This is a genomic window from Methylobacterium sp. 142-1Y, assembly GCF_057747795.1.
In genome coordinates this window covers 3,373,204-3,393,034 of the sequence record NZ_CM173224.1, presented here as the reverse complement: position 1 = coordinate 3,393,034, position 19,831 = coordinate 3,373,204, and the positions used below count along the sequence as shown (strand labels likewise).

At 70.0% G+C, this 19,831-nt stretch carries 19 protein-coding genes and 2 pseudogenes; 12 read left to right on the top strand and 9 right to left on the bottom strand.

The genetic code is table 11. The features are described 5' to 3' along the window. Positions 1-78: 78 nt before the first annotated feature. Together hisI and folE are read right to left on the bottom strand one after the other, a co-directional pair. Positions 79-501: a phosphoribosyl-AMP cyclohydrolase gene (gene hisI, locus AC3AOF_RS15390; RefSeq protein ID WP_236990019.1), complete on the bottom strand. Its 423-nt coding sequence runs from the start codon at positions 499-501 to the stop codon at positions 79-81. Further along, entirely contained in the window at positions 498-1,157 is a 660-nt protein-coding gene (gene folE / locus AC3AOF_RS15385; protein ID WP_236990020.1) for a GTP cyclohydrolase I FolE, read from the bottom strand. Before folE ends, hisI begins: the two co-directional genes overlap by 4 nt. Before the next feature lie 252 nt (positions 1,158-1,409). Between folE and AC3AOF_RS15380 the strand changes: the two genes are divergently transcribed. From AC3AOF_RS15380 to thrS, 3 genes are all read left to right on the top strand, one after another. After that, positions 1,410-1,856, top strand: a complete 447-nt coding sequence (locus tag AC3AOF_RS15380) for an iron-sulfur cluster assembly scaffold protein (RefSeq protein WP_236990021.1) — start codon at positions 1,410-1,412, stop codon at positions 1,854-1,856. Next, positions 1,853-2,170 (top strand): membrane protein insertion efficiency factor YidD, encoded by a 318-nt coding sequence (gene yidD, locus AC3AOF_RS15375; protein WP_236990022.1) that lies wholly within the window; start codon positions 1,853-1,855, stop codon positions 2,168-2,170. The genes AC3AOF_RS15380 and yidD overlap by 4 nt, the downstream gene beginning before the upstream one ends. A gap of 166 nt (positions 2,171-2,336) precedes the next feature. Continuing rightward, positions 2,337-4,349, top strand: a complete 2,013-nt coding sequence (gene thrS / locus AC3AOF_RS15370) for a threonine--tRNA ligase (RefSeq protein WP_236990023.1) — start codon at positions 2,337-2,339, stop codon at positions 4,347-4,349. Positions 4,350-4,406: 57 nt separating this feature from the next. Here the strand turns inward: thrS and nhaA are convergent, their stop codons facing one another. After that, positions 4,407-5,615, bottom strand: coding sequence for a Na+/H+ antiporter NhaA (gene nhaA / locus AC3AOF_RS15365; protein ID WP_488348998.1), 1,209 nt, complete (start codon positions 5,613-5,615; stop codon positions 4,407-4,409). 98 nt (positions 5,616-5,713) lie between these two features. Further along, positions 5,714-5,914, bottom strand: coding sequence for a hypothetical protein (locus AC3AOF_RS15360; RefSeq protein ID WP_488345802.1), 201 nt, complete (start codon positions 5,912-5,914; stop codon positions 5,714-5,716). Between the two features lie 272 nt (positions 5,915-6,186). On the opposite strand from AC3AOF_RS15360, the pseudogene AC3AOF_RS15355 reads away from it, so the two are divergent. Continuing rightward, positions 6,187-6,957, top strand: a pseudogene (locus tag AC3AOF_RS15355) (potassium channel family protein). Between the two features lie 133 nt (positions 6,958-7,090). Then, the gene (locus AC3AOF_RS15350; RefSeq protein ID WP_488345801.1) at positions 7,091-7,327 is read left to right on the top strand and encodes a hypothetical protein; all 237 of its coding nucleotides are present in this window, start codon (positions 7,091-7,093) and stop codon (positions 7,325-7,327) included. Positions 7,328-7,590: 263 nt separating this feature from the next. Here the strand turns inward: AC3AOF_RS15350 and AC3AOF_RS15345 are convergent, their stop codons facing one another. Together AC3AOF_RS15345 and AC3AOF_RS15340 are read right to left on the bottom strand one after the other, a co-directional pair. Then, on the bottom strand, positions 7,591-8,346 hold the full coding sequence (locus AC3AOF_RS15345) for a glycerophosphodiester phosphodiesterase family protein (protein ID WP_236990027.1): 756 nt from the start codon (positions 8,344-8,346) through the stop codon (positions 7,591-7,593). A 4-nt stretch (positions 8,347-8,350) separates the two neighbouring features. Beyond that, on the bottom strand, positions 8,351-8,824 hold the full coding sequence (locus AC3AOF_RS15340; protein ID WP_236990028.1) for a RidA family protein: 474 nt from the start codon (positions 8,822-8,824) through the stop codon (positions 8,351-8,353). Between the two features lie 290 nt (positions 8,825-9,114). Between AC3AOF_RS15340 and AC3AOF_RS15335 the strand changes: the two genes are divergently transcribed. The 5 genes and pseudogenes from AC3AOF_RS15335 (at position 9,115) to AC3AOF_RS15315 (ending at position 13,934) form a co-directional block, all read left to right on the top strand. After that, complete coding sequence (locus AC3AOF_RS15335; RefSeq protein WP_236990029.1) at positions 9,115-10,308, top strand: aspartate aminotransferase family protein; 1,194 nt, start codon at positions 9,115-9,117, stop codon at positions 10,306-10,308. Further along, positions 10,308-11,255, top strand: a complete 948-nt coding sequence (gene argF, locus AC3AOF_RS15330; protein WP_236990030.1) for an ornithine carbamoyltransferase — start codon at positions 10,308-10,310, stop codon at positions 11,253-11,255. The genes AC3AOF_RS15335 and argF overlap by 1 nt, the downstream gene beginning before the upstream one ends. A 351-nt stretch (positions 11,256-11,606) precedes the next feature. Continuing rightward, positions 11,607-12,608 carry an Hsp33 family molecular chaperone gene (locus tag AC3AOF_RS15325; RefSeq protein ID WP_236990031.1) on the top strand — a complete coding sequence of 334 codons (1,002 nt, stop codon included), beginning with the start codon at positions 11,607-11,609 and terminating at the stop codon, positions 12,606-12,608. Positions 12,609-12,701: 93 nt separating this feature from the next. Beyond that, positions 12,702-13,253, top strand: coding sequence for a PRC-barrel domain-containing protein (locus AC3AOF_RS15320; protein WP_488345800.1), 552 nt, complete (start codon positions 12,702-12,704; stop codon positions 13,251-13,253). Positions 13,254-13,322: 69 nt separating this feature from the next. Continuing rightward, a pseudogene (locus AC3AOF_RS15315) lies at positions 13,323-13,934 on the top strand (LysE family translocator). 314 nt (positions 13,935-14,248) lie between these two features. Here the strand turns inward: AC3AOF_RS15315 and argE are convergent. Continuing rightward, on the bottom strand, positions 14,249-15,433 hold the full coding sequence (gene argE, locus AC3AOF_RS15310; protein WP_488345799.1) for an acetylornithine deacetylase: 1,185 nt from the start codon (positions 15,431-15,433) through the stop codon (positions 14,249-14,251). A gap of 114 nt (positions 15,434-15,547) precedes the next feature. Further along, positions 15,548-15,940 (bottom strand): Co2+/Mg2+ efflux protein ApaG, encoded by a 393-nt coding sequence (gene apaG / locus AC3AOF_RS15305; RefSeq protein ID WP_236990035.1) that lies wholly within the window; start codon positions 15,938-15,940, stop codon positions 15,548-15,550. A 133-nt stretch (positions 15,941-16,073) separates the two neighbouring features. Between apaG and AC3AOF_RS15300 the strand changes: the two genes are divergently transcribed. Together AC3AOF_RS15300 and AC3AOF_RS15295 are read left to right on the top strand one after the other, a co-directional pair. Beyond that, positions 16,074-16,574, top strand: a complete 501-nt coding sequence (locus AC3AOF_RS15300; protein ID WP_488345798.1) for a hypothetical protein — start codon at positions 16,074-16,076, stop codon at positions 16,572-16,574. A 60-nt stretch (positions 16,575-16,634) separates the two neighbouring features. Next, complete coding sequence (locus tag AC3AOF_RS15295; protein ID WP_236990037.1) at positions 16,635-17,720, top strand: 2'-deoxycytidine 5'-triphosphate deaminase; 1,086 nt, start codon at positions 16,635-16,637, stop codon at positions 17,718-17,720. A gap of 97 nt (positions 17,721-17,817) precedes the next feature. Here AC3AOF_RS15295 and AC3AOF_RS15290 read toward each other — a convergent pair whose 3' ends face one another. Further along, on the bottom strand, positions 17,818-19,503 hold the full coding sequence (locus tag AC3AOF_RS15290) for a methyl-accepting chemotaxis protein (protein WP_236990038.1): 1,686 nt from the start codon (positions 19,501-19,503) through the stop codon (positions 17,818-17,820). Positions 19,504-19,831 lie beyond the last annotated feature (328 nt).

The following is a 19,831-nucleotide window of genomic DNA, read 5'->3' as shown; positions in this document are numbered from 1 at the left end:
ATCGTCGCGCTGCCCCTCTCCCGGCTCGCTCCGCTCGCCACCCTCCCCCGCAGAGGGGGGAGGGTTGATCTATGCGCTCTACGAGGCGCGGGGAACCAGCTTCACCGCCCCGCTCTGGGGATCATACGCCACACCCCGATAAAAGCAGTCCCGCCGCCCGGTATGGCAGCAACCGCCGTCGCCGCCGACGCGCACCCGCAGCAAGAGCGCGTCCTGGTCGCAATCGACCCGCATCTCGACGAGCGTCTGGATCTGCCCGCTGGTCGCACCCTTGTGCCAGAGCTCGGCCCGCGAGCGCGACCAGTACCAGACCTCGCCGGTAATAAGCGTGCGCGCCAGCGATTCGGCGTTCATGTGGGCGAGCATCAGCACCGCGCCCGTGTCGGCATCGACCGCGAGCGCCGTGATGAGGCCGTCGGGCCCGAAGCGCGGGGTGAACACCTCGCCCTCTTCCAGCGCCCGCTTGTCGCCGGGCGGGGCAAACACGGGAAGCGCGCTCATCGCCGGTCGCGCACGAGGGTGAGGAAGCGGACCTGTTCGGTCGGGTCCTGCTTGAAGACGCCGGTGAACTGGGTGGTGATGGTCGAGACGCCGGATTTCTGCACGCCGCGCATCGCCATGCACAGGTGCTCGGCCTCCACCATCACGGCGACGCCGCGGGGATGCAGCACCGAATCGATCACCTCGGCGATCTGGGCGGTCATCGTTTCCTGGGTTTGGAGCCGGCGCGCGAAGGTGTCGACCACCCGGGCGAGCTTCGAGAGCCCGACGACGCCGCGGCGCGGATAATAGGCGATGTGGGCATGCCCCATGAACGGCACCATGTGGTGCTCGCAATGGGAGTGGAACGGGATGTCGCGTACCAGCACGATGTCGGAATAGCCCTCGACCTCCTCGAACACCCGGTCGAGGATGGCGTCGGCATCCTGGCGGTAGCCCCCAAAAATCTGCTCGTAGGCCTTCACCACCCGCTGCGGCGTCTCGAGCAGGCCCTCGCGCTCCGGATCGTCGCCGGCCCAGCGCAGCAGGGTGCGCACGGCGGCTTCGGCCTCCTGGCGGGTCGGGCGCTCGGTGACGCGCGCCGGCCGGGGGGCGTCGCTGCGCTTGTCGGCCGCCTCCGGGGACCGGACCGACAAGGACTTCAGCACCGCGTCCATCACGCCTCCAAGATCGAGACCGCCCCCGTCGGGCAGCCATGCCGGGACCGAAAGATGCGCCCCGATCCGGCCGCGCCTCGCACCGCCCGGCAACCGTGCCTATATCGGAAATCCGTCCGGCGCGCGCAATGCACCGGGCGCGCAGCAGGTCACCGCGTCCGAACCCATCCTTCCGTCAAGCCAAAGTCAGACCGGTTCGGTCAAGTCCGATTCGTCCGTCCCGCGGCCCCTCTCGTCCAAAGTACGAATGCCATGCTCGACGACATCTACAATGCCCGCATCCTCGCCCTCGCGGCGGACATCCCCCGCCTCGGCCGCCTGCCGCGCCCGGGGGCGAGCGCGTCCAAGCACTCGAAGCTGTGCGGCTCGACCGTGACGGTCGATCTCGTCGCCGAGGGCGGCACGGTCACCGACTTCGCCCACGACGTGAAGGCCTGCGCGCTCGGCCAGGCCGCCTCCTCGCTGATGGCCCGTCACGTGGTCGGGGCGAGCGCCGAGGAACTGCGCGCACTTCGCGAGACCGTGCGGCGGATGCTGAAGGAGAACGGGCCGGCCCCGGAGGGGAAGTTCGCCGATTTCGCGGTGCTGGAGCCGGTGCGGGACTTCAAGGCGCGCCACGCCTCGACGCTGCTCACCTTCGACGCGGTGGTGGACGCCCTCGACCAGATCGCCGCCCAAAAAGAGGCGGTGCCGGCGTGAGCCCGACCCGCCGCGCGGCGCATCTCGCCATCCGCGGCTACCAGCTGACCTTGTCGGGCCTCGTCGGGCGCCAGTGCCGGCACTGGCCGTCCTGCTCGGCCTATACCGACGAGGCGATCCAGCGCCACGGCCTCTGGGCCGGCGGCTGGATGGGATTCGCCCGGATCTGCCGCTGCGGCCCGTTCGGCACCCACGGCATCGACCTCGTGCCGGACGCCCCGCCTCCTGGTGCCGCCTGGCACCGCCCCTGGGCCTATGCCCGCTGGCGCGGGGTCAACGCGCCGCCGCCGCTCTGCGAGCGCGTCGAGGGCTGAGCGCGAAGACGCGGGCGAAGGTGCAGGACTGTGTCTGACATGTCCCGTCATCGCTGCTATACGGCGCGGCGTCCGGTGCGTGGCTGAAGCCCGCCGGATTCGTGTCCACCATCCGGCTTACCTGCACCGTGCGCAGGAGTGAGCCCCGAGGAGCTTTTCGAGACCCATGCCGATCCTGACATTTCCCAACGGCGATACGCGGTCCTTCGACGGCGCCGTGACCGGCCGCACCGTCGTCGAGGGCATCGCCAAGTCCCTGGCCAAGCGCACCGTGGCGATGGCTCTCGACGGCTCTGTCCGCGACCTCGGCGACACGATCGAGGCGGATGCCCGCATCGAGTTCCTCGACCGTACCGACCCGCGGGCGCTGGAACTGATCCGGCACGATTGCGCCCACGTCCTGGCGGAGGCCGTGCAGTCGCTGTGGCCGGAGACGCAGGTCACGATCGGCCCGGTGATCGAGAACGGCTTCTACTACGACTTCCACCGCGAGACCCCGTTCTCGCCGGAGGACTTCCCGGCGATCGAGGCGCGGATGCGCGAGATCATCGCCCGGGACGCCCCCTTCACCAAGGAGATCTGGGCCCGCGACGACGTGCGCAGGCTGTTCGAGCAGAAGGGCGAGCACTTCAAGGTCGAGCTGGTCGACGCGATCCCGCCGGGCGAGGACCTGCGGATCTATCGCCAGGGCGAGTGGTTCGACCTCTGCCGCGGCCCGCACATGACCTCGACCGCCAAGATCGGCAGCGCCTTCAAGCTGATGAAGGTGGCCGGCGCCTATTGGCGCGGCGATTCGACGAAGCCGATGCTGAGCCGGATCTACGCCACCGCCTGGGCGACCCAAGCCGATCTCGACGCCTACCTGAACCGCCTAGCCGAGGCCGAGCGCCGCGACCACCGCAAGCTCGGCCGCGAGATGGACCTCTTCCACTTCCAGGAGGAGGGGCCGGGCGTGGTGTTCTGGCACCCGAAGGGCTGGACCCTGTTCCAGTCGCTGATCGCCTACATGCGCCGGCGCCTGAAGGGCGACTACGCCGAGGTGAACGCGCCGCAGATCCTCGACAAGGCCCTGTGGGAGACGTCCGGCCACTGGGACTGGTACCGGGAGAACATGTTCGTCACGAAGACCGAGGACGACCGCGTCTTCGCGATCAAGCCGATGAACTGCCCCGGCCACGTCCAGATCTTCAAGCACGGGCTGAAGTCCTACCGCGACCTGCCGCTGCGCATGGCCGAGTTCGGCGCGGTCTCGCGCTACGAACCGTCGGGCGCGCTGCACGGCCTGATGCGGGTGCGGGCCTTCACGCAGGACGACGCCCACGTCTTCTGCACCGAGGACCAGCTCGCCGCCGAGTGCCTGAAGATCAACGACCTGATCCTCTCGACTTACGCCGATTTCGGCTTCGACGAGATCGTGGTGAAGCTCTCGACCCGGCCCGAGAAGCGCGTCGGCTCGGACGCCCTGTGGGATCACGCCGAGGAGGTGATGACCCGGGTGCTCTCCCAGATCGAGGAGCAGTCCGGCGGGCGGATCAAGACCGCGATCAACCCCGGCGAGGGCGCCTTCTACGGCCCGAAATTCGAGTACGTTTTGCGCGACGCCATCGGCCGCGACTGGCAATGCGGCACCACGCAGGTCGACTTCAACCTGCCGGAGCGGTTCGGCGCGTTCTTCGTCGATGCCGACGGGCAGAAGAAGACCCCGGTCATGGTCCACCGGGCGATCTGCGGCTCGATGGAGCGCTTCACCGGCATCCTGATCGAGCATTTCGCCGGCCATTTCCCGCTCTGGCTGGCGCCGCTCCAGGTGGTCGTCGCGACGATCACCGGCGAGGCCGACCCCTATGCCCGCGAGGTCCTGAAGGCGGCGGACGCGGCGGGGCTGCGGGCCGAGGCCGATCTTCGCAACGAGAAGATCAACTACAAGGTCCGCGAGCATTCCCACGCCAAGGTGCCGGTGATGCTGGTCGTCGGCCGCAAGGAAGGCGAGGAGCGCACCGTCTCGATCCGCCGCCTCGGCAGCCCGCAGAGCCGCACGCTGCCGCTCGACCAGGCTCTGGCCGAGCTCGTCGCCGAGGCGACCTTCCCGGATCTGCGCCGGGCGGAAGCGGTGGCCGATGCCGTGCCGAGCGAGGGCGTGACGCTCGACGGGCAGCACGGCGAAACGCCGGTGCCGTAATCCCGAGAAGGGACGGGGTCGGCCCGCCGGCCCCGCCCTTTTCGTCGTCCGCGACGCTCAGGACGTCCGCGACTGTGCCGGTGCGGGCGCAGGCGGGGCCAGCCGCAGCACCAGGGCTCCGGCGGCCATGCAGAGCAGCGAGCCGGCCAGCACGCCGATCTTGGTCTCGGCCTCCAGTTCCGGGCTGCTGGCGAAGGCCAGGAGGCCGATGAACAGACTCATGGTGAACCCGACCCCGCACAGCAGCGCCACGCCGTAGATCTGGAGCCAGGTGGCGCGGGCCGGCCGCTGCGCCCAGCCGAGCCTGACCACGCCCAGCACGAATCCGAACACCCCGAGCTGCTTGCCGAGGAACAGGCCCAAAGCCACGCCGAGGGTGACGGGATCGAGCAGCATCGCCGGCTTGAACCCGGCCAGGGACACGCCCGCATTGGCGAAGCCGAAGATCGGCAGGATCAGGAACGCCGACCACGGATGGATCGCGTGTTCGAGGATGTGCAGCGGCGAGGTCGGGTCGTCCGGCTTGCCGACGCTGAGGCGCAAGGGGATCGTCAGCGCGAGCAGCACGCCGGCGATCGTCGCGTGGATGCCGGATTTGAGCACGAACACCCACAGCACCACGCCGAGCAGCAGGTAGGGCCACAGCCGCGCGACACCGGCCTTGTTCATCCCGTAGAGCGCGGCGAGCGTCAGGCCTGCGCCTCCGAGCATCGGCAGCGACAAGTCGGCGGTGTAGAACGCCGCGATGATGACGACCGCGCCGAGGTCGTCGATGATCGCGAGCGCGGTCAGGAAGACCTTGAGCGAGACCGGCACGCGCGAGCCGAGCAGCGCCAGCACCCCGAGCGCGAAGGCGATGTCGGTGGCGGCCGGAATCGCCCAGCCGCGCAGGGTCTCCGGCGAATGCCAGTTGATCGCGGTGTAGACCAGCGCCGGCATCAGCATGCCGCCGAGCGCCGCGACGCCGGGCAGGATGCGGTCGGGCCAGGTGCGCAGCCGCCCGTCCAGAACCTCGCGCTTGATCTCGAGGCCGACCAGCAGGAAGAACACCGCCATCAGGGCGTCGTTGATCCAGTGCAGCAGGCTCAACGGGCCGAGATAGGCTTTCAGGGCCGCGAAATAGGTATCCGCATAGGCGGAATTGGCGACGACCAGCGCGAGCACCGCGCTCGCCATCAGCACCAGGCCGCCGCTGGCTTCGTTGTGCAGCATGGAGCGCAAGGCCGAGAGCGGCCGGCGAATGGGCATCGGGGCCTGGATGTTCATGTCGTTCACCTTGCGGGTCCGCAGGGGAGGGGGCGGCGGAATCCGCCGATTGTCGGAGACACTGTCTTCGCGAGGGCGGCCGAGCCGGGGTGGACCTGTCACGATGGCTGCGCCGAGGTCGGGGCCGTGGCCCCATCGTCGCGGGTGCCGATCAGGCCGCCGACCGGCAGAAGGCAGAGCACACCGAGGATGGCGACGAGCGCGACCGCCAGGACGACGTCGGCGGCGCGGACGGTCGTCGGGGCGCGGCGGCTGGCGACTGATGGCCGGAGGCGACGGTGGCTGGTCGGATGAGGCATGGGCACGGGTCTCCGCCGCTGGCGGCCCGACCAGCGGTAGAGATCCTGCAAGCCCCGTCACGAGGCCGCACACCTTGGCGCCCCTATTCCATCGATCGACGGCGCGTGCAATGGCGCACGCCCGGTCCGGGTGCGCGAGAGGGCTCCACGATCGCGTTGCAATCGTGACGCTCTCCGGGCCTTTGGTTGTGCCGCACCCACCGCGCCGAACCGGCATCCGCTTCGTCGGAAAATGCTCTATGGGGCATGCCCGCCTCGCCCGACCGGACCGCATGTCTTCCCTGAAAGCCCGATTGCAGGCCCTCTACGAGGGTAACACCGACCAGGCGCATCGCTTCCGGTACGCCCTGCTCGCCTTCGACGTCGCGACGATCGCCTTCGTGATCGCGACCTCGTTCCTGCCTCTCTCTCCCTGGATCCTCGCCCTCGACGGATTGCTCGGGCTCGGGGTGCTGGCGGATTTCCTCGGCCGCCTGACGATCAGCCGGGCGCCGGCCCGCGAGTTCCTGCGCCTGAGCACCTGGACGGACGTGGTCGCCATCGCCTCGTTCCTGGCGCCGATGTTCGCGGAGGGCGTCGGCTTCCTGCGCATCCTGCGCACGCTGCGCCTGTCGCGCACCTACCAGCTGCTCGAGCGCCTGCGCCACGACAGCCGGGTCTTCCGGCGCAACGAGGAGGCGATCCTCGCGGCGACCAACCTCGTCGTGTTCGTGTTCGTGATGACCGGCGTGGTCTACGTCACGCAGCATCGCACCAATCCGGCGATCGGCAGTCCGGTCGATGCCCTGTACTTCACGGTCACGTCGCTGACGACCACCGGCTAAGGCGACATCACCCTGCCGGGCACCTCCGGACGGCTGATCTCGGTGTTCGTGATGATCTGCGGCGTGACCTTGTTCTTCCGCCTCGCCCAGGTGGTGTTCCGGCCCTACAAGGTGCGTTTCCCGTGCCCGACCTGCGGCTTGCAGCGGCACGAGCCCGACGCCGTGCATTGCAAGGCCTGCGGCACCACGCTGAACATTCCCGACGAAGGCGCCGACTGAGACCGCCGTGCCGGGAGGGGTCGGTGCACGGCGACATGATCGGGGTTCGACCCTGAGCGTGCCGTGTGCGGGTCGGCACGGCGAGCGCGGTCCGGCGGGCGTACCAGATTGCCGGCAAGCCAGGACTCACGCCATGTCCGAGATCGTCTCCGACGTCACCCGCTACGCCATCCGCCGCGACCGGGCCGGCTGGACGGTCTACGACCTGCGCGCCGGGGCGATCGCGGTCATCGGCGATGTGCTGCAAATCGGCCTCGACCGCGACGAGGCCGAGTGCGTCGCGGAGGCCTCTGGCGATGGGCCGCACGTCTCGGCGCTCGCGGGCGTGCTGCCGCGATTCGCGTGGTTCCAGGTACCGGCCCGTCCGTGAAAGGGCGCTCGATCGGCGCCATCTTTCGATCCGGCGGGAATAGCGGAATATCCCGACCCCTCACCTCATCCTGAGGCGCGACCGGAGGGAGCCTCGAAGGAGGGATCCAGAAGCCTCGGCGATTCCTGGAGCCCTCCTTCGAGGTCAGCCGATTTCCAATCGGGTGCGATCTGCGATCGCCAACACCTCAGGATGAGGTTGGAGGATAGGAACCTCAGTTTTCCGGAACGTCCGAAGATCGGGCCTCTCCCGAAATTGCGAGATCAGGCCCGAAACCCCTCGAACACCATCTGGTCGGCATGCGCCCGCGCCAGCTGCACCTGCGCCTCGGTCCTGACGGTCCAGGTCATCACCGGCATGCGCCCGAGCAGGCGGCAGAGATGGGTCGCGGCGTTCGGCAGGTCGTCGACGCGCCAGGACAGGAAGTCCGGACGGCTCTCGGACACATGCAGCAGGTTCGCCAGCCCGTGCCGTTGCGCCTCGGTGAGGGCGGCATAGGCCGGGTCGTCGTGGTGGCTCTCCGCGACGATGCCGCGCGGGACTCCCGGCGCGAGATCGGCAAGCGCCCCGACGATGACGGGATCGAACGATTTCAGCGCCACCGGCCCGTCATAGGCGGCGACGATGTCCGCGGTGCGGCGGGCCAGGTCCAAGTCGCCGTCGTGCCGGGTCTTCACCTCGATCACCAGCGGCGTCCGGCCGGCGATTTTTCCCAAGAATTCCGACAGGGTCGGGACGCGCTCGGCGCTGCCGAGCACCGTCAATCGCTTGAGATCGGCGGCGTCGCGCTCGCGCACGAGGCCATCGGCCCCGGTGAGCCGGCCGAGGCCGGCATCGTGGAACACCATCGCCTCGCCGTCCCGGCTGAGCTGGACGTCGCACTCGATCGCGTAGCCGCCACCGATCGCGGCCTCGGCGGCGGCGATCGTGTTCTCGGGGATGCCGGCGCCGCGGTCGTGCAGGCCGCGATGGGCGATCGGACGGGCGGTCAGCCAGTCGGGGGCGAGGCGGTCTGTCATTGTATCAGCGGATCTCGAACATGCCCTCGACCTCGACCACGGCGTCGAGCGGAAGTTCCGCGACGCCGATCGTCGAGCGGGCGTGGCGGCCGCGCTCGCCCATCACCTGCACCATCAGGTCGGAGGCGCCGTTCATCACGCCCGCGATGGCCGAGAAGCCCGGTGCCGCGTTGATGAAGCCGCCGAGCCGCAGGCAGGCCACCACCGCGTCGTCGAGGTTGCCGGCCGCCGCGCGCAGCTGCGCCAGGACGTTGAGGGCGCAGTGCCGCGCCGCCTCGGCAGCCAGTTCCGGCGAGACCGCGCCGCCGACCTTGCCCTTGTGGGCCGGGTCGATCTGGCCGTCGGCGCCGAAGGGCAGCTGGCCCGAGATGATCACCAGGTTGCCGCTGCGCTGGAAGCCGACATAGTTCGCCACGGGGGCCGCGGCCGGCGGCAGGGTGAAGCCGAGCTCCTTCAGGCGGTCGAGGGTCGCGCTCATCGGTCCAATCTCCCACCAGGCCCGCCAGCTCGCCGCGTCAGGGCCGGTTCGTCGTCCCCGCGGCGTGACTGCCGCGGCGCGGCCGAGACCGGCCGCCCGAGGGTCTGTGCCCCGAAGGAAGTCCGGCCGCAACCCCGGGCGGGGCGATGTGTCCGTGTCATCTCGGCGTCATCTTCATCGACGGCGTTGACAGGGCGCGCTCGTTCCATAGTATCCGCGCGCGCCGCCCTTCGAGGCGGCGCTTTGTTTTCCGGTCGACCGACTCACTCGACCGCGACGGAGACGAGATCGTGACCTCCTCGCTGCTGCCGACCTACGCCCGGGCCAAGGTGTCCTTCGAGCGCGGTGAGGGCGCTTGGCTCATCGCCCGAGACGGCTCGCGATACCTCGATTTCGGCGCCGGCATCGCGGTCAACTCGGTCGGCCACGGCCATCCGCACCTCGTCGCCGCCCTGACCGAGCAGGCCCAGAAGGTCTGGCACGTCTCGAACCTGTTCGAGGTGCCCGACGCCGAGCGGCTGGCCCAGCGGCTGACCGAGGCGAGCTTCGCCGACGTGGTGTTCTTCGCCAATTCCGGTGCCGAGGCCAACGAGGCCTGCATCAAGATGGCGCGCAAGTACCACGCCGCCGGCGGCCATCCCGAGCGCTACCGGATCGTCACCTTCGAGGGCGCCTTCCACGGCCGGACGCTCGCCACCATCGCGGCCGGTGGCCAGCAGAAATACATCGACGGCTTCGGCCCGAAGGTCGACGGGTTCGACCAGGTGCCTTTCGGCGACCTGGAGGCCTTGAAGGCCGCCATCACGCCGGAGACCGCCGCCCTGATGATCGAGCCGATCCAGGGCGAGGGCGGCCTGCGGGTGGTCTCGCACGAGTGGCTGCGCACCCTGCGCTCGCTCTGCGACGAGCACGGCCTCCTGCTCATCATGGACGAGGTCCAGACCGGGATCGGCCGGACCGGCAAGCTCTTCGCCCATGAATGGTCGGGCGTGACGCCGGATATCCTGTCCTCGGCCAAGGGGATCGGCGGCGGCTTCCCGATGGGCGCCTGCCTCGCCACCCGCGAGGCGGCCCGCGGCATGGTGGTCGGCAGCCACGGCACCACCTTCGGCGGCAACCCGCTCGCCATGGCGGTGGGCAATGCCGTGCTCGACATCGTGCTGGCCCCCGGCTTCCTCGACCACGTGCGCCAGACCGGCCTTCTGCTGAAGCAGCGGCTCGCCGCCCTCAAGGACCGCCACCCGGACGTGGTCGACGAGATCCGCGGCGAGGGCCTGATGACCGGCCTGCGCCTCGTGGTGCCGAACACCGAATTCGCCGCCACCGCCCGGGACGAGCACCTGCTGGTGATCCCGGCCGGCGACAACGTCGTGCGCCTGCTGCCGCCGCTGATCATCGGCGAGGCCGAGGTGAACGCGGCGCTCGACAAGCTGGAGGCGGCCTGCGCCGCCATGGAGACGAGGGGCCGGAGGGCCGCCGAGTGATGAATGCGCCCGTGAAGATCGCGCCGGCCCCCCGGCATTTCCTCGACCTGACCGATTTCAGCGGCGCCGAGCTGCGCACGGTCCTCGATGCCTGCGCCGACCTGAAAAGCCGCCGCCGCCGGGGCGAGCCCCCGGCCGAGCGTCCGCTCGCCGGCAAGTTCCTCGGCATGGTGTTCGACAAACCCTCGACCCGCACCCGCGTCTCCTTCGACGTGGCGATGCGGGAACTGGGCGGCGAGACCCTGATGCTCACCGGCCGGGAGATGCAGCTCGGCCGCGGCGAGACCGTCGCCGACACCGCCCGGGTCCTGTCGCGCTACATCGACGCGATCATGATCCGCATCCTCGATCACGGCATGATGCTGGAACTGGCCGAATACGCCACCATCCCGGTCATCAACGGCCTGACGAAGGATTCGCACCCGTGCCAGATCATGGCCGACGTGCTGACCTTCGAGGAGCATCGCGGGCCGATCAAGGGCCGCACCGTCGCCTGGTCGGGCGATTCCAACAACGTGCTGGCCTCCTGGGCCCACGCCGCGGCGCGGTTCGACTTCACGCTCAACGTCGCCTGCCCGCCCGAGATGCCGGTCTCGGAGAGCCTGATCGCCCGCGCCAAGGCCGAGGGCGCGGTGCTCAACGTCACCACCGATCCGTTCGAGGCGGTGGCGGGGGCCGACGCGGTCGTGACCGATTGCTGGGTCTCGATGGGCGACGAGGACGAGGCGCACCGCCACAACCTGCTGATGCCCTACCAGGTCAACGGCCGGCTGATGGCGGCCGCCGCCAAGGATGCGGTGTTCATGCACTGCCTGCCGGCCCATCGCGGCGAGGAGGTCACCGCCGAGGTGATCGACGGGCCGCAATCGGTGGTGTTCGACGAGGCCGAGAACCGCCTGCACGCCCAGAAGGGCATCCTGGCCTGGTGCCTCGGCGCCGTGCCGTGAGGGTATGACCGACGGGCTGGTGGTTCCGCCCCCACGCTTCGATCATCCTCCACGTCATCCCGGGGCTCGGCAAAGCCGAGAACCCGGGATGACGTGGCGTGGGTGAACACCGTGGGGACCGGCGAACAGGCGCCGGCTTCATCCCCCGGTAACCCCTTCGAAAACATCGGTCAGACCACCATATATCGGGATAAGCCGGTCTCTCGCCGCGGCGTCTCCCGCCTCATCGCTCCGCCTGCCCGCTCGCTGCGCGGACATGCGGCGCGGGTTCGCGCGGGAGGCCCCTCGCCGGGAGACCTTCAAAATCGTGCGCGAGAGCCGGCCTTCAGCCTTGCCGGCGACGGTGAGAGCATGTCCGAGACCATTCCCTCTCAGAATTCCGAGGGCCGCGACGACGCGATCCTTCCCTTCGCGGTCGAGCCCCTCGACGTGCGCGGCCGCGTCGTGCGCCTCGGCCCTTCCGTCGACACCATCCTGCGGCGTCACGGCTATCCGGACACCGTGGCGCGGCTCCTCGGCGAGGCCGCGGCGCTGACGGTCCTGCTCGGCTCCTCGCTCAAGTTCCAGGGCCGGTTCCAGCTCCAGACCAAGTCCGACGGCCCGGTCGACATGGTGGTGGTGGATTTCGAGGCGCCCGACCGGGTCCGCGCCACCGCCCGCTTCGATGCCGGCCGCGTCGCCGAGGCCGGTCCCCGCGCCGGCACTGCGCAGCTCCTCGGACGCGGTCACCTCGCCATGACCATCGACCAGGGTTCGGTCCAGAGCCGCTACCAGGGCGTGGTCGCGCTGGAGGGCCAGGGCTTCGAGGAGGCGGCGCACCAGTATTTCCGCCAGTCGGAGCAGATCCCGACCCGGGTCCGCCTCGCCGTCGCCGAGCAGGTCGAGGGCGCGGGACAGGCCTGGAGGGCCGGCGGCCTCCTGATGCAGTTCCTGCCGCACTCGCCCGAGCGCGCGCGGCTGGCCGACCTGCCGCCCGGCGACCTGCCGGAGGGGCATGCGCTCCTCGACGAGAGCCGACCACAGGAGGACGATGCCTGGGTCGAGGCCAAGTCGCTGGTGGCGACGATCGAGGACCACGAACTCGTCGACCCGACGGTGTCGAGCGAGCGCCTGCTCTACCGCCTCTTCCACGAGCGCGGCGTGCGGGTGTTCGAGGCGCTAGGGGTGCACGAGGCCTGCCGCTGCTCGCGCGAGCGGGTGATGGGCATGGTGCGCAACTTCTCGGCCGAGGAGCGCCGCGAGATCGTCGGGGATGACGGCCGGATCGGCATCACCTGCGAGTTCTGCTCGCGGCACTACGACCTCGACCCGGCCGAGGTCGAGGCCGAGATCGCGGGAAGCCCGCAGGCCTGACGCAGCGAAAGAGGGGGCTTACGGGAACTTTTCGCACCGCAACGGACTCATATTGCGCCCGAGCGTGTCGGGCGTCTGATGCCGGAGCCGTCGATGTCCCGCCCCCTCCTCGCCGCCGCGTTCCTCCTCGTCGCCGGCGCCAGCGCCGGCCTGGCGCAGGATGTCGGCGGTCCGAAGCCCGTGCCCGGCACTCCCGCCACCCTGAACAACGACCTGCGGCCGACCTTCGTCGCCCAGGAGCCGAGCGACCTCGTCGCCACGAAGCTGATCGGCCAGAACATCCAGAACGGCGCCAACGAGACGATCGGCTCGATCGCCGACATCGTGCTCGGGCCGGATCTGGCGGTGAAGTCCTACGTCGTCGGTGTCGGTGGCTTCCTCGGCCTCGGTACCAAGTACGTCTCGGTGGCGAAGGAGGCGTTGCAGGTCACCCGGGTCGACGACAAGACCCTGAAGGCGGTGATCAACACCGACAAGGACCAGCTCCGCGCCGCGCCGGAATACGTCTATCTCGGCCAGCAGCCCGCCAAGGCGGATGCCGCCAAGTCGGATGCTCCGAAGTCCGGCGCGCAGGCGACCGACACGTCGAAATCCGACGTTCCCGCCTCGACCGGCACCACCACGACCCAGCCGGTGCAGCAGTAACCGCGAGTCTGGCGGGGTGGCAGCGTGCATGGCACGCTGTATTCCGGTTCAAAGCCGGATCGCCCCGCCATGCCCCCCGACCTCTATCTCGGCTTCGTCGCCGCGACGCTCGTCCTGATCCTGATCCCGGGCCCGAACGTCGCCCTCATCGTCGCCAACAGCGTGGCCCATGGCACCCGCTACGGCCTCGTCACGGTGGCGGGGACCAGCGTGGCCCTGACGATCCAGCTCGTGCTCACGGTCGCCGGCCTCTCGGCGATGCTGAGCCTGATGGCGGCGTGGTTCGAGGTGCTGCGCTGGATCGGCGTCGCCTATCTCGCCTGGCTGGCCGTCCGCGCCTAGCGTGCCCCGGCGACCGACCTCGCGCAGACCGCGCCGGAACCCCGGGCCGTCCGGGTCATCGCGCTCCGCGGCTTCCTCGTGGCGCTCACCAACCCGAAGACGCTGCTGTTCTTCGGCGCGTTCCTGCCCCAGTTCGTCAGCCCGGATGCGGCGCCCCTAGGGCAGCTGGCGCTGCTCGCCGTGACCTTCCTGGTCCTGGCGATCGGCGGCGATGCGGTCTGGGCGGCGCTGGCGGGGCGGGCGCGGGTCGTGCTGGCGCGTGGGCGGTGGCGCAACCGGCTGACCGGTGGTCTGCTGATGGGGGCGGGCGTCGGGTTGGCGCTGGCGCGGCGGCCGTGAGGTGGAACTGCAAACTCGCCGACGTGTGGAAGTAGAGCGCGTCTCCCTCCCCCTTGTGGGGAGGGGCTAGGGGTGGGGGTGGTGCAGACGGCACCGCCTCGCTCTATCCGGCACCACCCCCACCCCTAGCCCCTCCCGCAACTTGCAGCGATACCGGGCAAGCCCGGGATCGCCGGGGGGAGGGGAGGAGCGTTACTTGCAAAGAGAGAGGATGGTCAGATCGAGTTGTCTGAATGCGACAATTGTCACGGGTGAGGAGAGCCCGCGATTAATTTTTACAACATGCACTCCTTGCGGAAGCTTGCTGTGACGTCTCACACCGGGCTCCACCCCGCCGCACAATCCCGCACCAGCTGGCGCAGGAAATCCTCTCCCGCCTCCAAAGCCGCCAGCGTGATGTATTCGTCCGGCTGGTGAGCCTGGTCGATCGAGCCGGGGCCGCAGACGACGGTCGGCAGGCCGGCGAGCTGGAAGCGGCCGGCCTCGGTGGCGTAGGGCACCGTGATCGTGTGGTTGCGGCCGGCGAGCCGCAGGGCGAGGCGCTCGGCCGGGGAACCGGGCTCGGGTGCGAGCCCCGGTACCGCCGCATCCTCCTCGGTCTCGACGCGGCCGTAATCGCCGAAGCGGTTGAGCCGCTCGCGGGTCACCCGCTCGACTTCCGCGGAGAACAGGGCCGGGATCTCGTCGCGGGGAAGGTCCGGCAGGCCGCGGAATTCCCACTGGAACTCGCAGGCCTTGGGCAGGATGTTGCGGGCGGTGCCGCCACCGATCACCCCGACATGCACGGTCGTGTAGGCCGGATCGAACCGACCGCTGGCGTCGCCCCGCGCCGCCATCTGGTCGGCGATGCGGTTGAGCCCCGCCACCAGCTCCGCCGCCGCCATCACGGCGTTGGCGCCCAGCGCCGGCTTCGAGGAATGCGCCTCGTGGCCGTGGACGGTGGTGCGGTAGGTGTAGATGCTCTTGTGGGCGTCGGCCACGTCGAGGTCGGTCGGCTCGCCGACGATCACCGCGCCCGGCCGCGGCAGGTCCTTGCCGAAGCGCGCGATCACGTCGACGACGCCGAGGCAGGTCAGCTCCTCGTCGTAGGAGAGCAGGATGTGGATCGGCGTCTTGAGGTCGGCCGCCAGCATCTCCGGCACCAGGGCGAGGCAGAGCGCGTCGAAGCCCTTCATGTCGACGGCACCGCGGCCATAGGCCCGGCCGTCGGCGATGCGCAAGGTATAGGGATCGCTGGTCCAGTTCTGGCCGGCCACCGGCACCACGTCGGTATGGCCCGACAGCACCACGCCGCCGTCCCGCATCGGCCCGATCGTGGCGAAGAGCGCCGCCTTGTCGCCGGTCTCGTTGGGGGCGACGATGTAGGGCACGCCCCAGGCGTCGAGGTACTCGCCCACCCACGCGATCAGCGGCAGGTTCGACTTCTGGCTCTCGGTATCGAAGGAGACCAGCCGGGCGAGCAGTTCGAGCGGGGTCAGGCGGGGGCCGGTCTTGGTCATCGGGGCAGGCTGTCTCGCGCAACTGGATTCGAAGCCCCGGTCTTAGCGCAAGCTCACGCCCCTCGACAGCCGCCCCGGCGCAACGTCCCCCAGACGCCGGAGCACAGGCTCCTGTTAGTGCATCACCCGGCGCACATGCGGCGAATCGAGCGAGAAGGCGGGGATCGCCGCCTCGAAGCTGCGGCCGTCGGCGGTCGCCATGGTGTAGGTGCCCTCCATCGTGCCGTCCGGCGTCGTGAGGGGGCAGCCGCTGGTATAGCTGAACGATTCGCCGGGCCCGAGCACCGGCTGCTTGCCGACCACGCCGGCGCCGCGCACCTCCTGCATCTCGCCGCGACCGTCGACGATGCGCCAGTGGCGGGAGCGCAGCTGCACCTGCTCGCTGCCGTTGTTGGTGATCTCCACCGTGTAGGCGAAGAAGTAGCGTCCGCTGTCGGGCGAGGATTCCTCCTCGACGAAGCGCGGCTGCACGGACACGCTGATGCCGCGGGTCTCTGCCTTGTACATCAGGGAACCTCCGCTGGCGGCCCCGCAGGCAAGCGCGACGGCCGGCGGGGGTCGTGGTACGTCCGGCCTTCCGGATCGTCAATCACCGGCGATCACGGTCGGTAATCCTGCACGAGGCGCGCCCGTTCCCGCCATGAGGTTTCTTCGCTCGTCCACGACCGTCGCGGGCCTTGCCGCCGCCGCGGCGCTGGCGCTCCGGGCCGATGCCACGGCGCTCGCCCTGCTCGCCCTCTGGTGCGGGCTGACCCTGCTCGCGGCGCGGCGGGGGATGGCGGGGGAGGAGGGAGCCCGGATCCGCCTCGCGCTTGCCCTCGCGCTGGCGTGGCGGGCGCCCGGCGGTCCGGCGGCTGCACTCATCGCGGCGCTCCTCGTCGAGATCGCCGTGGCGCGGCTGACGGCCGTCGCGGCGGCCCGGACCGGGACGGCGATGCCCGGCCTGGACCTGCACTCGCTGATCCTTGCCGGCGGGCGGGGGGCCGACATCGTCGCAGGTGCGGGCCTTGCCGCCCTGATCCTGTGGCCGGATCGGCTGCCGCTGATCGCGAGCGCCCTCGCCGGCCTCACCGCCATGGGGACGATCGCCCGGGCGAGCCTCGCACTCGCGGTGATGCGGGGGATGCGCGACGAGGCGTGATCCTCTTCACCTCGTCGCAACCCTGGCCTACGACAGTGGCCGCTTGAGGATGGACAGGTCATGGTGAAGCTCGAGGACGGGATTCAATCGGCGGAGAGCATCGTGGCGCTCGCCGCCGCCGGGGTGATCCGGCCGGCCAGCCCCTTCGCGGACGACCAGGTCCAGCCGGCGAGCCTCGACCTGCGCTTAGGCAACCGGGCCTGGCGGGTGCGGGCGAGCTTCCTGCCGGGGCGCACCCGCGACGTCGCCGCCTGCCTCGACAAGCTCAAGCTGCACGAGATCGACCTGCGCCAGGGTGCGGTGCTGGAGACCGGCTGCGTCTACATCGCCGAGCTCCAGGAGGGCCTGGCCCTGCCGCCGGACCTCGCCGCGAGCGCCAACCCCAAAAGCTCGACCGGGCGCATCGACGTGTTCACCCGGGTCATCACCGATCAGGCGCGGGAATTCGACATGGTCGAGGCCGGCTATGCCGGGCCGCTCTTCGCCGAGATCTCGCCGCGCACCTTCCCGGTGCTGGTGCGCACCGGCTCGCGCCTGTCGCAGCTGCGCTTCCGCCGCGGCGCGGTGCGGCTCGACGATGCGGCGCTCGCCCGCCTGCACGCGGCGACGCCGCTGGTCGATTCGTCCGACCCCTCGTTCCAGGGCGGCGTCGCGGTCTCGGTCGATCTCTCGGGCTTCGACGGGCTGATCGGCTACCGCGCCAAGCGCCATACCGGCCTCGTCGACGTCGACCGGCCCCGGTCCTATCCGGCGGGCGAGTTCTGGGAGCCCCTGCGGGCCGACGGATCCGGCACGCTCATCCTCGATCCGGGCCAGTTCTACATCCTGGCCTCGAAGGAGGCGGTGCAGGTACCGCCGGACTTCGCCGCCGAGATGGTGCCGTTCGATCCCCTGGTGGGCGAGTTCCGGGTCCATTACGCCGGCTTCTTCGATCCCGGCTTCGGCCATGCCGAGGCCGGCGGCACCGGCGCCCGCGCGGTGCTGGAGGTGCGCTCCCGCGACGTGCCGTTCATGCTGGAGGACGGCCAGATCGTCGGCCGCCTCGTCTACGAACGCATGGCCCAGCGCCCGGCCGCCCTCTACGGCAGTGCCGCCGGCTCGAACTACCAGGCGCAGGGGCTGAAGCTCTCGAAGCACTTCGTCTGACCCTCGCCTCCGGGCGACCGCCCCGGGATTGGGTGACGCACGAAAAGGGGCCCGACCGCAGCGCGATCGGGCCCTTCTTTCTGGCCGCCGCCAAGGTTCAGGCCGCCTTGACCCGCCCGAGGAAGCTCGTCACCTCGTGCCGCAGCATCTCCGATTGACGTGACAGCTCCTGCGCGGCGCCCAGGACCTGGGAGGCCGCCTGGCTGGTCTGACCGGCGCCGTCGCGCACGCCGGCGATGTTGCCGGTGACCTGCTCGGTGCCGCGGGCCGCCTGCTGCACGTTACGGGTGATCTCCTGCACGGCGCTGCCCTGCTCCTCCATCGCCGCCGCGATGCTGGCGGCGTAGGTCGACATGTCCTCGATCACCTTGGCGATCTGGCGGATGTCGCCCACCGTCGCGCGGGTCGCCTCCTGGATCTCGCCGATCCGGGCGCCGATCTCGTCGGTGGCCTTGCCGGTCTGGCCGGCGAGTTCCTTCACTTCCGCGGCGACGACGGCGAAGCCGCGCCCCGCCGCACCGGCCCGCGCCGCCTCGATGGTGGCGTTGAGCGCGAGCAGGTTGGTCTGGCTGGCGATGCTCGACACGGTGGCGACGAAGTCGTTGATCCGCTCCGCCGTCCCGGCGAGGCGCTGCACCGTCGCGTTGGTGCGCGCGGCATCCTCCACCGCGCGGGCGGCGATGCGGGACGATTGGTTGACCTGCTGGACGATCTCCTGGATCGAGGCGGTCATCTCCTCGCTGGCCGCCGCGACCGTCTGGACGTTCGCGGAGGTCTGCGACGCGGCGCCCGCCACCGTCACGGTCTGGCGGGTCGTCTCCTCGGCCACGTCGGTCATGGAGCGTGCCGTCGCCTCCATCTCGGTGGCGGCGCCGGCAAGGCCGGCGGTAAGGCCCGACACCGTCTGCTCGAACGCCCGCGCCAGGTCGTCGACGAGGCGGGCGCGGCGCATCCGGGCCTCGTCCTCGGCGGCCTGGGCGGCGGCCAGCCTGTCCGCCTCGATGGCGTTCCGGCGAAACACCTCGACGGCCCGCGCCATGGCGCCGACCTCGTCGCCGCGCTCCACACCCGCGACCACGATCGACTTGTCGCCTTGCGCCAGCCGCTGCATCAGCGCGGCCATCGCCCGCAGCGGCATCGCCAGGGTGCGCGAGACCATCAGGGCCATCACGGCGGCGATCAGCAGGCTCGCGGCGACGCCGAGGAGGTTCATCAGGTCGGCGAGGCCGAAGGTGCGCTCCTGCGCCCGCTCGCGCACGGTCATCAGGTCGTCCTCGACCTTGCGGATCTCCGCCGCCTTCGCGCGCAGGGCATCCATGGCCGCCTTGCCGGCTCCCTTCGCTTCGATGGCGCGGGCCTGGTCGCGGGTGCCCGCATCGCCCATCAGGGCGATTTCCCGCTCGGCGACGTCCTGCATCCAGCGTCGCGCCTCCCGGTCGAGCGCGTCGAGGCGCACCTGCTGCGCGGGGTTGTCGGCGGTCAGACGCTTGGCCTCGGCAAAGGCGGTCCGGTAGGCCTGCTGCCCCTCGCTGTAGGGGGCGAGGAAGTGCTGATCGGCCGAGACCAGATAGCCGCGCAGGCCTGTCTCCTGATTGAGCATCCCGGACACTATATCGTCGACGGCATGGAGCACGGCCTGCGTATGCCCAGTCCAGTGGTTGCGCTCCTTGATCGACTGAAAGCTCCAGTAATTCAGGGCGTTGACCGTCAGGGTGACGGCCACCAGGCTGCCGAACGCGACGGTCAGTTTGGGGACGATCTTGAGATTGTTGAGCGCGCGCATCGGGCCTGCTCGCAAGGACAGCCCTTGGGAGCTGCCGGTGGGTCGGTTACGCAGATCTGCGTCCGTCCACCTTGGCGATGAGTCGTTAAGATCGATTCATTGTTGACGCTTTTGCGTTCAGGTTACTGTTATGGAGCAAATTGTATCAATCAAAGGTTGCAATTGGGCGCTCATGCAGAAACCGTGAAATAAAGGGCGCGCCCTGTCATCACCAATACATAGCTGTCATACCAATGGCCCAGGATGCTGACGCATCGGGCCATTGATACAACTCGAATTTTCGATTTCAAGCCAGAGGCTCGGCAAAAATTCGAGAACGGAACCAAAG